The sequence below is a fragment of the Streptomyces sp. AcH 505 genome (genome assembly GCF_000818175.1).
Taxonomy (GTDB): Bacteria; Actinomycetota; Actinomycetes; order Streptomycetales; family Streptomycetaceae; genus Streptomyces.
The window spans coordinates 489,834-502,180 of sequence record NZ_JTIY01000001.1 but is presented as its reverse complement, the minus strand read 5'-3'; the positions used below and the strand labels follow the sequence as shown (position 1 = coordinate 502,180).

Genomic DNA, 12,347 nt, shown 5'->3' with positions numbered 1-12,347 from the left:
CCCCGCGGTGGCCCCGCCCGTACGCGGAGGCGGGCGGCTCCCAGCCGCGCACCACGGCCGGCCGTGGATCCACCGGCCAGACGGCGGCGGACGAGGCTCCGGAGGCGACTCCGGGAGCGGCGACGAGCAGGACGGCGACGAGCGGCCCGAGCAGCCAACGAACAGTGATCATGACGCATACGGTGCCGCGTACCGACCGGTTCGCGCTGATCATGAACCGGATCTGTGGAGTACCGACCGGTTGTGGACAGCGCCGTCACCCGGGGGTGCGAAGGTCCCGTACACTTCTTGTGGCGATCCGGGTCACCGGGTCGACTTCGCACGCCCCGCCATCGGCCCTTCATCGCGCCGATGTCCGCGCCACTCGGTCCTTCGTGGCACAGCGCGCCGGGGCGTCAGGCGGGACCGTCGTCCGGCGGTCGCGACAACCGAGTATCCGAGGAGTACGGCCATGGCCGTCGTCACGATGCGGGAGCTGCTGGAAAGCGGCGTCCACTTCGGTCACCAGACCCGCCGTTGGAACCCGAAGATGAAGCGTTTCATCTTCACGGAGCGCAACGGCATCTACATCATCGACCTGCTCCAGTCGCTGTCGTACATCGACCGCGCCTACGAGTTCGTCAAGGAGACTGTCGCCCACGGCGGCTCCATCATGTTCGTCGGCACCAAGAAGCAGGCGCAGGAAGCGATCGCCGAGCAGGCGACGCGCGTGGGCATGCCCTACGTCAACCAGCGCTGGCTCGGCGGCATGCTGACCAACTTCTCCACCGTCTACAAGCGTCTGCAGCGCCTCAAGGAGCTTGAGCAGATCGACTTCGACGATGTGGCCGCCTCCGGCCTCACCAAGAAGGAGCTGCTGGTCCTCTCCCGCGAGAAGATCAAGCTGGAGAAGACCCTCGGCGGTATCCGCGAGATGCAGAAGGTGCCCAGCGCCGTCTGGATCGTGGACACCAAGAAGGAGCACATCGCCGTCGGTGAGGCGCGCAAGCTCCACATCCCGGTCGTCGCGATCCTCGACACCAACTGCGACCCCGACGAGGTCGACTACAAGATCCCGGGCAACGACGACGCGATCCGTTCCGTCACCCTGCTCACCCGCGTGATCGCCGACGCCGTCGCCGAGGGCCTCATCGCCCGCTCCGGTGCCGCGACCGGCGACCAGAAGCCGGGCGAGAAGGCCGCCGGTGAGCCGCTCGCCGAGTGGGAGCGCGACCTGCTGACCGGTGACAAGAAGGCCGCCGAAGGCGACGCCGAGAAGCCGGCCGACGCCGAGGCCCCGGCCGAGGCCACCGCCGAAGCCCCGGCCGAGGTCCAGACCTCCGCCGAGACGGAGAAGGTCGCCGACGCCGAGCAGGCCGAGGAGACCGCCGCTCCCGCCGAGGCCGCAGCCGACGAGGCCGCAGCCCCCGCCGAGGAGTCGGCTCCGGCCGCGGACGCCGAGAAGGCCTGACCCTCACAAGGTTCGGTTGCTGACGGCGGGGGTCCACAAGACCCCCGCCGTCCACCCGTAGATCTTCGACTTCCGAGAGAGACTCACAGACATGGCGAACTACACCGCCGCTGACGTCAAGAAGCTCCGCGAGCTGACCGGCGCCGGCATGATGGACTGCAAGAAGGCCCTGGTCGAGGCCGACGGCGATGTCGACAAGGCCGTCGAGGTCCTGCGCGTCAAGGGCCAGAAGGGCGTCGCCAAGCGAGAGAGCCGCAGTGCCGAGAACGGCGCGGTGGTCTCCCTCATCGCCCCCGACAACACCTCGGGCGTGCTGGTCGAGCTGAAGTGCGAGACGGACTTCGTCGCCAAGGGCGACCGGTTCCAGGCTGTCGCCACGGCGATCGCCGAGCACGTCGCGAAGACCACCCCCGCCGACATCGCCGCTCTGCTGAGCTCCGAGATCGAGGCCGGCAAGACCGTCCAGGCGTACGTGGACGAGGCCAACGCCAACCTCGGCGAGAAGATCGTCCTGGACCGCTTCGCGCAGTTCCCGGCCGACGGCGGTTACGTGGCGTCGTACATGCACCGCACCATGCCCGACCTCCCGCCGCAGGTCGGCGTCCTGGTCGAGCTGGACAAGGAGAACGCGACGATCGCCAAGGATCTCGCGCAGCACATCGCCGCCTTCTCCCCGCAGTACCTGACGCGCGAGGACGTCCCCGCCGACATCGTCGAGAACGAGCGCCGCGTCGCCGAGGCCACCTCCCGCGAGGAGGGCAAGCCCGAGGCAGCCCTGCCGAAGATCGTCGAAGGCCGGGTCAACGGCTTCTTCAAGGAGGTCACCCTCCTCGACCAGCCGTTCGCCAAGGACAACAAGAAGAGCGTCAAGAAGATTCTGGACGAGGCCGGTGTCACGCTGAAGCGCTTCGCGCGCATCCGCGTCGGCGCCTGACGTCGCAGCAGTCGTACGCGAACGACGGCGGATCCCGCTAGGGTCTGGGACAGTCGTCGGCCGTGTACACGCCGCACGACCGCAGACCTGACGAGGAGGCCATTGCCGAAAGGGACACATCCACCCACCGGCAATGGCCTTCTTCGTATGTGCACGAGGAGATCCCATGAACAAGGGCGCGGACGCCAACCAGTCTGCCGACGACAAGAGCGAACCCGGCGACCCCGGCAAGAAAGCCGGCCGCTTCATGCTGAAGCTGTCCGGTGAGGCGTTCGCCGGCGGCGGAGGGCTCGGCGTCGACCCCGACGTCGTACACGCCATCGCCCGCGAGATCGCGGCCGTCGTACGGGACGGGGCGGAGATCGCCATCGTCATCGGCGGCGGTAACTTCTTCCGCGGCGCGGAGCTCCAGCAGCGCGGCATGGACCGGGCCCGCTCCGACTACATGGGGATGCTCGGCACCGTCATGAACTGCCTCGCCCTCCAGGACTTCCTGGAGAAGGAAGGCATCGACTCCCGCGTCCAGACCGCCATCACCATGGGCCAGGTCGCCGAGCCGTACATCCCGCTGCGTGCCGTGCGCCATCTGGAGAAGGGCCGCGTGGTGATCTTCGGCGCGGGCATGGGCATGCCGTACTTCTCCACCGACACCACAGCGGCCCAGCGCGCGCTGGAGATCGACGCCGAACTGCTGCTGATGGGCAAGAACGGCGTGGACGGCGTCTACGACTCCGACCCCAAGATCAACCCTTCGGCCGTCAAGTTCGACGCCCTGGAGTACAGCGAGGTCATCGCCGGCGGTCTGCGCGTCGCCGACATGACGGCGATCACGCTGTGCCAGGACAACAAACTGCCCATCCTGGTCTTCGAATTGCTGGCCGAGGGCAATATCGCGCGTGCGGTCAAGGGTGAGAAGATCGGCACTCTCGTGAGCGACCAGGGCACCCGGAGCTGACTCCGGAGCGGCCCCGCACGGGGATGGACAAAGGCCTGCCGGTCGGACACCGTGCAGGAGAAGACGCGACGCAGGTTCCGCCGGGACCGGCAGCAGACAACCGGGCCCACTCAAGACACGCAGGAGCAAGTGGTGATCGAAGAGACCCTCCTCGAGGCCGAGGAGAAGATGGAGAAGGCCGTCCTGGTCGCCAAAGACGACTTCGCAGCGATCCGCACGGGGCGTGCGCATCCGGCGATGTTCAACAAGATCGTGGCTGACTACTACGGCGCCTTGACCCCGATCAACCAGCTCGCCTCGTTCGCCGTGCCCGAGGCGCGGATGGCCGTGGTGACCCCGTTCGACAAGTCGGCGCTGCGCAACATCGAGCAGGCGATCCGCGACTCCGACCTCGGTGTCAATCCGAGCAACGACGGCAACATCATCCGGGTGGTCTTCCCCGAGCTCACCCAGGACCGCCGCAAGGAGTTCATCAAGGTCGCCAAGACCAAGGCCGAGGACTCGAAGATCTCGATCCGCGCCGTGCGCCGCAAGGCCAAGGAGACGATCGACAAGTTCGTCAAGGACGGCGAGGTCGGCGAGGACGAGGGCCGGCGCGCGGAGAAGGAGCTCGACGACACGACGGCGAAGTACGTCGCCCAGGTCGATGAACTCCTGAAGCACAAGGAAGCCGAGCTGCTCGAAGTCTGATGAACGACTCTTCCTGGGGCACCCCGCCGACTGCCGGCTACTGGGGGCCGCCCGACCAGGGGGCTGCCCCGGCGGGTCCCGCATACGATGGGCATGAGGCACAGCAGACTCGCCCCATGCCCATCGTGCCCGACGAACCCGCCGACGGCGGGGACCAGGATGCCGGCCGGGGGGCTGCTCGGCCGGGCGGCCCCCTGTTCCGCGACGAGATCCCGCAGGAGCCCATGCCCGCAGCACCGCCACCCCCGCCGCAGAAGAAACGGGCCGGCCGTGACCTGCGCGCGGCGATAGGGGTCGGTCTGGGCCTCGGCGCCGTGGTCATCGCCTCCCTCTTCATCGTCAAGGCCGTGTTCGTCGGCGTCATCGCCGTCGCAGTGGTCGTCGGCCTGTGGGAGCTCACCTCCCGGCTGGCCGAGAAGAAGGGCATCAAGGCCCCCCTCGTGCCCCTGGCCGTCGGCGGAGCCGCGATGGTCGTCGCCGGGTACGTACGCGGAGCCGAGGGCGCCTGGGTCGCGATGGCCCTGACCGCGCTCGCCGTGCTGGTCTGGCGGATGACCGAACCTCCCGAGGGCTACCTCCGGGATGTCACGGCCGGCGTCTTCGCCGCGTTCTACGTGCCGTTCCTGGCCACGTTCGTCGCGATGCTGCTGAGGGCGGACGACGGCCCGCAGCGGGTCCTGATGTTCCTGGTACTGACGGTGGTCAGCGACACCGGCGCCTACGCGGTCGGCTGGCGCTTCGGCACCCACAAGCTCGCGCCGCGCATCAGCCCAGGCAAGACCCGCGAGGGCCTGTTCGGCGCGGTCGCGTTCTCGATGGTGGCCGGCGCGCTGTGCATGCAGTTCATGATCGACGACGGAATCTGGTGGCAGGGCCTGCTCCTGGGCCTCGGCGTCGCCGCCAGCGCCACCCTCGGCGACCTCGGCGAGTCCATGATCAAGCGAGACCTGGGAATCAAGGACATGGGCACCCTGCTGCCCGGCCACGGCGGCATCATGGACCGCCTGGACTCCCTGCTCCCGACCGCCCCGGTGGTCTGGCTGCTCCTGGTCCTCTTCGTAGGCTCCTGACCACCCCCACCCCCACCGAGCACCCGAGCGGGGCCCCTTGTCCACAGGACAGCGGGCCCCGCTCCGCGCGTCTGCGACACTGGTACGACCATGCCTGTACCCGGAGAACTTACTTTTGTCGCGCCCCGCGGAGCCAAGAAGCCGCCGCGGCATCTTGCCGATCTCAGTCCCGTCGAGCGGCGCGAGGCTGTCGCTGCCATGGGGGAGAAAGCGTTTCGTGCCAAGCAGCTGTCGCAGCACTACTTCGCGCGCTATGCCCATGACCCCGAGCAGTGGACCGACATCCCCGCCGCTTCGCGGCAGAAGCTTGCCGCCGAGCTGCTGCCTGACCTGATGTCGGTGGTCCGGCACATCTCGTGTGACGACGACACCACCCGCAAGACGCTGTGGCGGCTGCATGACGGCACGCTCGTCGAGTCCGTGCTGATGCGCTACCCGGACCGGGTGACGATGTGCATCTCCTCGCAGGCGGGCTGCGGGATGAACTGTCCGTTCTGTGCGACGGGGCAGGCGGGGCTCGACCGTAATCTGTCGACCGCCGAGATCGTGCACCAGATCGTGGACGGCATGCGTGCCCTGCGCGACGGGGAGGTGCCCGGCGGGCCCTCGCGGCTGTCGAACATCGTCTTCATGGGGATGGGCGAGCCGCTCGCCAACTACAAGCGGGTGGTCGGCGCGATCCGGCGGCTGACCGACCCCGAGCCGGACGGGCTCGGGATCTCGCAGCGGGGGATCACGGTGTCGACCGTCGGGCTCGTGCCCGCGATGCTGCGCTTCGCCGACGAGGGGTTCAAGTGCCGCCTCGCCGTCTCGCTGCACGCCCCGGACGACGAGCTGCGGGACACGCTCGTACCCGTCAACACCCGGTGGAAGGTCCGCGAGGTGCTGGACGCCGCCTGGGAGTACGCGGAGAAATCGGGCCGCCGTATCTCGATCGAGTACGCGCTCATCCGGGACATCAACGACCAGGCCTGGCGCGGAGACCGGCTGGGCCGGCTGCTCAAGGGCAAGCGGGTGCACGTCAATCTGATCCCGCTCAACCCGACGCCCGGCTCGAAGTGGACCGCTTCCCGCCCCGAGGACGAGAAGGCGTTCGTCGACGCCATCGCCGCCCACGGCGTGCCCGTGACCGTACGGGACACCCGGGGCCAGGAGATCGACGGGGCCTGTGGGCAGCTTGCCGCCTCCGAGCGGTAAGGCCCGCGGCTAGGGCCGCCGGAACAGATTGCATGTAATCTGTTCCTGTACAACCGCACAGTCACATTCCGACAGGGGAGCGCCACAGCGCTGAGAGTGCGGCACATGTCCGTGAAGACGGACACAGGCCGCAGACCCTCTGAACCTTGCCCAGGTCATTCTGGGTAGGAAGTTCGGACATCCCTCAAGCTGTTGCGCCCTGCCCGGGTTCCGCTCACCGCGAGCGGCGCACCGGGCAGGGCCGCGTCTTCTCCTGGACATCCAGGAGGAATTCAGTGAGCAACACCCGGAGAATGACGGCCGTGGCGATCGCCGCCGCGCTCGGTGTCTCGACCCTCGCCGCCTGCGGCTCCGACAGTTCCGACTCGTCGGCGGGCAGCGGCGGGGGCGCCAAGTCCAAGACCGTCACCCTCGTCAGCCATGACTCGTGGGCCGCATCGCCCGCCGTCATGAAGGCGTTCACCAAGGAGACCGGCTACACGGTCAAGGTGCTCAAGAGCGGCGACGCGGGGGAGGCCGTCAACAAGGCCGTCCTCACCAAGGGTTCGCCCCAGGGCGACGTCTTCTTCGGCGTCGACAACACCCTGCTCTCCCGCGCCCTCGACAACGGCCTGTTCACGCCGTACGCCGCCAAGGGCCTCGGCCAGGTCGACGCCGACACCCAGCTCGACAAGGCGAAGCACCGGGTCACCCCCATCGACAGCGGTGACCTGTGCGTCAACTACGACAAGAAGTACTTCGCCGACAAGAAGCTCGCGCCGCCGCAGACCTTCGACGACCTGATCAAGCCCCAGTACAAGAACCTCCTGGTCACCGAGAACGTCGCGACCTCGTCGCCCGGCCTCGGCTTCCTGCTCGGCACGGTCGCGCGGTACGGCGACGACGGCTGGCAGGACTACTGGAAGAAGCTGAAGGCCAACGGCGTCCAGGTCGTGGACAGCTGGGAGCAGGCCTACAACGAGGACTTCTCCGGTTCGGCCGGCGGCAAGAAGGCCAAGGCCGACCGGCCCCTCGTCGTCTCGTACGCGTCGAGCCCGCCGGCCGAGGTGCTGTACGCCAAGCCGCAGCCGGCCCAGGCGCCGACCGGTATCTCCACCGGGACCTGCTTCCGGCAGATCGAGTTCGCCGGGCTGCTCGACGGGGCGAAGAACCCGGCCGGCGGCAAGGCCCTGATCGACTTCCTGATCAGCAAGAAGTTCCAGGAGGACATGCCGCTCACGATGTTCGTGAACCCCGTCGTCAAGGGCGCGAAACTGCCCGAGATCTACACCAAGTTCGGCACCACGGTCCCCAAGCCCGCGACCGTGACACCCGACCGCATCGCCGCCAACCGTGAGCAGTGGATCCAGTCGTGGTCCTCACTCGTGGTGAAGTGACCGCACCCGGCCGGGGGAACGCGGTGCGGCTCGGCCTGATGGCCCTGCCCGTCGCGTTCTTCGGGGTCTTCTTCGGCTACCCCGTCGTCGCCATCGTCGGCCGCGGGCTGAAGACCGGCGACGGCTGGCAGTTCGGCCGGATCGGCGACGTGCTCGCCCGGCCCGACATCCTGCACGTCCTGTGGTTCACCACCTGGCAGGCCCTGGCGTCCACCCTGCTCACCCTGCTGGTGGCGCTGCCCGCCGCGTACGTCTTCGCCCGCTTCGACTTCCCCGGCAAACAGCTGCTGCGGGCCGTGGTCACGGTGCCGTTCGTGCTGCCGACCGTCGTCGTGGGCACCGCGTTCCTCGCGCTGGTCGGCCGCGGCGGGGTGCTGGACGAGCTGTGGGGCGTACGGCTCGACACCACGGTCTGGGCGATCCTCCTCGCCCATGTCTTCTTCAACTACGCCGTGGTCGTACGGACCGTCGGCGGCCTCTGGTCGCAACTCGACCCGCGCCAGGAGGAAGCGGCGCGGGTCCTCGGCGCGGGACGGGTCGCCGCGTGGTGGCGCGTGACGCTGCCCGCGCTCGCGCCCGCCGTCGCCGCCGGCGCCCTGATGGTCTTCCTCTTCTCCTTCACGTCCTTCGGCGTCGTCCAGATCCTCGGCGGCCCCGGCTACTCCACCCTGGAGGTGGAGATCTACCGGCAGACCGCGCAGCTGCTCGACCTGCCGACGGCCGCCGTGCTGACGCTGGTCCAGTTCGTCGCCGTCGGCGCGATCCTCGCCGTGCACGCCTGGACCGTACGCAAGCGGGAGACCACCCTGAAGCTCGTCGACCCGGCGCTGAGCGCGCGCCGGCCGCGCGGCGCCGCGCAGTGGACCCTGCTCGGCGGGGTGCTGGCGAGCATCGCGCTGCTGCTCCTGCTGCCGCTCGGCGTGCTGGTCGAGCGCTCGCTCGACGTGCCCGGCGGATACGGCTTCGCGTACTACCGGGCGCTCGGCCGCCTCGACGCCGGCGGCACCTTCCTCGTACCGGCGCTGGACGCGGTGTGGAACTCGCTGCGGTACGCCCTCGTCGCGACGGTCATCGCGCTCGCGATCGGCGGCCTCGCCGCGGCGGCGCTCACCCGCAGGGCGGGCCGGTTCGTCCGGGGCTTCGACGCGCTGCTGATGCTGCCGCTCGGCGTCTCGGCGGTGACCGTCGGCTTCGGCTTCCTCATCACGCTCGACAAACCGCCGCTTGACCTGCGGCAGTCGTGGATCCTGGTGCCGCTCGCCCAGGCGCTGGTCGGGGTCCCCTTCGTCGTACGGACCATGCTGCCGGTGCTGCGGGCCGTGGACGGGCGGCTCCGCGAGGCCGCCGCGGTCCTCGGTGCCTCGCCGCTGCGGGTCTGGCGCGAGGTCGATCTGCCCATGGTGCGGCGGGCGTTGCTCGTCGCGGCCGGATTCGCCTTCGCCGTCTCGCTCGGCGAGTTCGGCGCGACGGTCTTCATCGCCAGGCCCGACAGCCCGACCCTGCCGGTGGCCGTGGCGCGGCTGCTCGGCAGGCCGGGGGAGCTGAACTACGGCGAGGCGATGGCCCTGAGCACGGTCCTGATGATCGTGTGCGCGGTGTCCCTGCTCGTACTCGAACGTGTCCGCACCGACAGTTCCGGAGAGTTCTGATGGCCCTGCTGACCCTGGCTGACGTGACGGCGCGGTTCGGCGAGCGCACGGCGGTCGACGCGGTGGACCTGGAGATCGCCGAACACGAGATCGTCTGCGTGCTCGGCCCCAGCGGCAGCGGCAAGTCCACCCTGCTGCGGGTGGTCGCCGGGCTGCAACCCGCCGACGCCGGACGGGTGTTGCTCGACGGCGCCGACCAGTCGGGGGTGCCGGTGCACCGGCGCGGGGTCGGGCTGATGTTCCAGGACCACCAGCTGTTCCCGCAGCGCGACGTCGGCGGCAATGTCGCCTTCGGGCTGCGGATGCGCGGCGCCTCCCGTGACGAACAGCGGCGCCGTGTGGACGAGTTGCTGGACCTCGTCGGACTGCCGGGCGCCGGAGGGCGGGCCGTCGCCGCGCTGTCGGGCGGTGAGCAGCAGCGCGTCGCGCTCGCCCGCGCGCTCGCGCCCGAGCCACGGCTGCTGATGCTGGACGAGCCGCTGGGCCAGCTCGACCGGAGTCTGCGTGAACGGCTCGTCGTCGAACTGCGCCTGCTGTTCGGCCGGTTGGGTACGACCGTGCTCGCCGTCACACACGACCAGGGCGAGGCGTTCGCGCTCGCCGACCGGGTGGTGGTGATGCGGGACGGGCGGATCGCCCAGACCGGCACGCCCCTTGAGGTCTGGCAGCGGCCGGCCTCCGCCTTCGTCGCGCGCTTCCTCGGCTTCGACAACGTCGTGGACGCCACCGTCGCCGGCCGGGCGGCCGCCACCCCCTGGGGCAGGATCCCGGTGCCCGAGGGCTCGGCGCAGGGCGACCGTACGCTGCTGGTACGGCCCGCCGGGGTACGGCTGGTCGCCCCGGCAGACGGCCTGCGGTGCACGGTCGAGGCGCGCACCTTCCGGGGCAGCCGCGTCGCCGTACTGCTGCGTCCCGACGACGAGGCGCCGACGCTGGAGGCGGAGTGCGGCCTGCGGGAGGCGCCGCCCGAGGGGACGGCGGTCGGGGCGACCTTCGCCGCCGAGGACGTCGTCGTACTCGACTGAGCGGGCGCCGGCGCTCAGTCGGCGCAGGCGGCGGCTATCGCGAGGCTGTCCTCGTAGATGCGGTAGCCGCTGATCAGGCCGTCCTCGACGGTGAGCCGCATCGCGAAGGGCGAGCGGAACGTCTTGCCGGTCGCCGTCACCGTCCCGGCCAACCGGCCTGTCACCACGGCCTGCTTGCCGTCGGCGAGCACCACGTCGACCGAGGAGTGCGCGGCGTCCGGCCGCTGGCCCGCGGCGAGTTCGCGGAAGTGGTCCGCCACATCGGCGCGGGTGGTACGCGGACGGATCCACGGCACCGTCGGGTTCTCGGCGATGGACCAGTCGACCCGCTCGGCGAACAGCCCCGCGATCAGGGCCGGTTCGCCGTCACCGATCAGCCGCAGCAGCTCCAGCGCCACGGCGCGGGTGCGCTCGGTCTCTGAGGCCGGAGAGGCCTTGGGGATGGTGGTCATGAGATCTCCAGAGGTTCGTGCCGCTGCTACGCGCACCACTCTGCCCGTGGGCACCGGGACACGCGATTACCTCACAGGTCATGACCCCGACGTCGGTCAGGCCCCCGACGTCCCCGACGTCCCCGACGTTCCCGACGGCCCCGACGTCAGTACGCGTCCGTCAGCCGCGCCAGCGCCGCCGCCGCCTCGTCCACCGTGTCGACCAGCACGATCCGCGACTCCATGGCACGCTCCCTGGCCAGCGCCTGGAGCAGCGGCCAGGCCGGCAGGTGCCGGGTCCAGTGGTCGCGGTCGACCAGGATCATCGGGGTCGGCTCGCCGCGCGACTCGTAGTAGTTCGGTGTCGCGTTGTCGAAGATCTCCTGGACCGTCCCCGCCGCGCCCGGCAGGAAGATCACGCCCGCGTTCGAGCGGGCCAGCAGACCGTCCTCACGGGTGGCGTTGGCGAAGTACTTCGCGATGTGGCCCGCGAAGGCGTTCGGCGGCTCGTGGCCGTAGAACCAGGTGGGTATCCCGACGGAGTCGTCGCCCTTGGGCCAGCGCCTGCGCACGTCGAATGCGGCCTGCGCCCAGTCGGAGACGGAAGGGCGGAACGACGGTGTCTTGCTGAGGAGTTCCAGCGCCTCGTCCAGCATGCCGTCCCGGTAACAGGCGGCGTAGGCGCCGAGGTTGGCCGCCTCCATGGCGCCGGGGCCGCCACCGGTGGCGACGGTCAGTCCGGTACGGGTCAGGGAGCGGCCGAGCCGGGCGGCGCCCGCGTACTCGTCGGTGCCGCGCGCCATGGCGTGGCCGCCCATGACGCCCACGACCTGCGCGCCGACCAGGTGTTCGTCGAGGGCGTCGGAGATCGCGTCGTCGTGCACGGAGCGCAGCATGGAGGCGAAGATGTCGCCGTCGGACCTGGTCCGCTGGAACCACGCGTAGCCGCGGGCGTCCGGTGTCGCGTCGTAACCGGCGTCGTCCAGGCCGTCGAAAAGCTGCTCGGGCGTGTACAGCAGACCACGGTACGGATCGAACGGCAGGCCGGGCACCGGCGGGAACACCAGCGCGCCGTCGGCGCGCACCTTGGCCAGCGCCTCCGGCTCCATCGGGCAGCCGAGAAACACCGCGCCCGTGGTGTCGGCGGCCAGCAGGGCGGCCGTACGGCCCGTCAGGTCGACGGCCTGCAGGCGGTATCCGCCGAACTTTCCGCCACCGATCCTGCGATCGAATTCCGCCAGGGACTCGATCTCCAGGTCCTGGCCACTGTCACTGCTCTCCGGATTCAGCACGGCGCCAGCCTAGGGCCTATGCCCCGGGCCTAACCCTGGGGCCGTCCCCCAACCCGTCGACACGGCCGGACGGGGCACCGCTCAGCGGCTCAGCGGCAGCGCGGCGAGGGTGGAGACGGCCCAGGTCAGCGGTACGAAGACGACGAGCAGCGCGAAGGCGCGCGTCGTCGCCGCCGTACGCAGCACCGCGACCGGGGCGCCCTGTCCGCGCAGCGCCCGTGTGCTGTCGGCGCGGGACTGCCGGGACTCCAGCGCCGCCGTCAGCAGCGTCGCGGCGG

General features: G+C 70.1%; 11 protein-coding genes, 1 pseudogene and 1 riboswitch. Of the genes and pseudogenes, 9 read left to right on the top strand and 3 right to left on the bottom strand.

Features of this window, described 5'->3' with window-relative positions; translation table 11 throughout:
- Positions 1 to 451 precede the first annotated feature (451 nt).
- From rpsB to HY68_RS02195, 9 genes are all read left to right on the top strand, one after another.
- Positions 452 to 1,450, top strand: a complete 999-nt coding sequence (gene rpsB, locus HY68_RS02235; protein WP_041983885.1) for a 30S ribosomal protein S2 — start codon at positions 452 to 454, stop codon at positions 1,448 to 1,450.
- Between the two features lie 91 nt (positions 1,451 to 1,541).
- Complete coding sequence (gene tsf / locus HY68_RS02230) at positions 1,542 to 2,384, top strand: translation elongation factor Ts (RefSeq protein WP_041983884.1); 843 nt, start codon at positions 1,542 to 1,544, stop codon at positions 2,382 to 2,384.
- A gap of 166 nt (positions 2,385 to 2,550) precedes the next feature.
- Positions 2,551 to 3,339, top strand: a complete 789-nt coding sequence (pyrH, locus tag HY68_RS02225) for a UMP kinase (protein WP_041983882.1) — start codon at positions 2,551 to 2,553, stop codon at positions 3,337 to 3,339.
- A 132-nt stretch (positions 3,340 to 3,471) separates the two neighbouring features.
- Positions 3,472 to 4,029, top strand: coding sequence for a ribosome recycling factor (gene frr, locus HY68_RS02220; RefSeq protein ID WP_041983879.1), 558 nt, complete (start codon positions 3,472 to 3,474; stop codon positions 4,027 to 4,029).
- Positions 4,029 to 5,099: a phosphatidate cytidylyltransferase gene (locus tag HY68_RS02215; protein ID WP_052456993.1), complete on the top strand. Its 1,071-nt coding sequence runs from the start codon at positions 4,029 to 4,031 to the stop codon at positions 5,097 to 5,099. Before frr ends, HY68_RS02215 begins: the two co-directional genes overlap by 1 nt.
- Before the next feature lie 90 nt (positions 5,100 to 5,189).
- The gene (gene rlmN, locus HY68_RS02210; protein WP_041983875.1) at positions 5,190 to 6,296 is read left to right on the top strand and encodes a 23S rRNA (adenine(2503)-C(2))-methyltransferase RlmN; all 1,107 of its coding nucleotides are present in this window, start codon (positions 5,190 to 5,192) and stop codon (positions 6,294 to 6,296) included.
- 63 nt (positions 6,297 to 6,359) lie between these two features.
- Positions 6,360 to 6,485: riboswitch (TPP riboswitch) on the top strand.
- An 86-nt stretch (positions 6,486 to 6,571) separates the two neighbouring features.
- Positions 6,572 to 7,672 (top strand): thiamine ABC transporter substrate-binding protein, encoded by a 1,101-nt coding sequence (locus HY68_RS02205; protein WP_041983873.1) that lies wholly within the window; start codon positions 6,572 to 6,574, stop codon positions 7,670 to 7,672.
- Positions 7,673 to 7,710: 38 nt separating this feature from the next.
- On the top strand, positions 7,711 to 9,321 hold the full coding sequence (locus HY68_RS02200) for an iron ABC transporter permease (protein WP_198533377.1): 1,611 nt from the start codon (positions 7,711 to 7,713) through the stop codon (positions 9,319 to 9,321).
- The gene (locus tag HY68_RS02195; protein ID WP_041983871.1) at positions 9,321 to 10,346 is read left to right on the top strand and encodes an ABC transporter ATP-binding protein; all 1,026 of its coding nucleotides are present in this window, start codon (positions 9,321 to 9,323) and stop codon (positions 10,344 to 10,346) included. The genes HY68_RS02200 and HY68_RS02195 overlap by 1 nt, the downstream gene beginning before the upstream one ends.
- Positions 10,347 to 10,360: 14 nt before the next feature.
- Here HY68_RS02195 and HY68_RS02190 read toward each other — a convergent pair whose 3' ends face one another.
- The 3 genes and pseudogenes from HY68_RS02190 to HY68_RS43405 form a co-directional block, all read right to left on the bottom strand.
- Positions 10,361 to 10,798 (bottom strand): nuclear transport factor 2 family protein, encoded by a 438-nt coding sequence (locus HY68_RS02190; protein WP_041983868.1) that lies wholly within the window; start codon positions 10,796 to 10,798, stop codon positions 10,361 to 10,363.
- A gap of 146 nt (positions 10,799 to 10,944) precedes the next feature.
- Positions 10,945 to 12,069 (bottom strand): LOG family protein, encoded by a 1,125-nt coding sequence (locus HY68_RS02185; RefSeq protein ID WP_041983866.1) that lies wholly within the window; start codon positions 12,067 to 12,069, stop codon positions 10,945 to 10,947.
- Between the two features lie 81 nt (positions 12,070 to 12,150).
- Positions 12,151 to 12,347, bottom strand: a pseudogene (locus HY68_RS43405) (hypothetical protein); the annotation flags it as partial.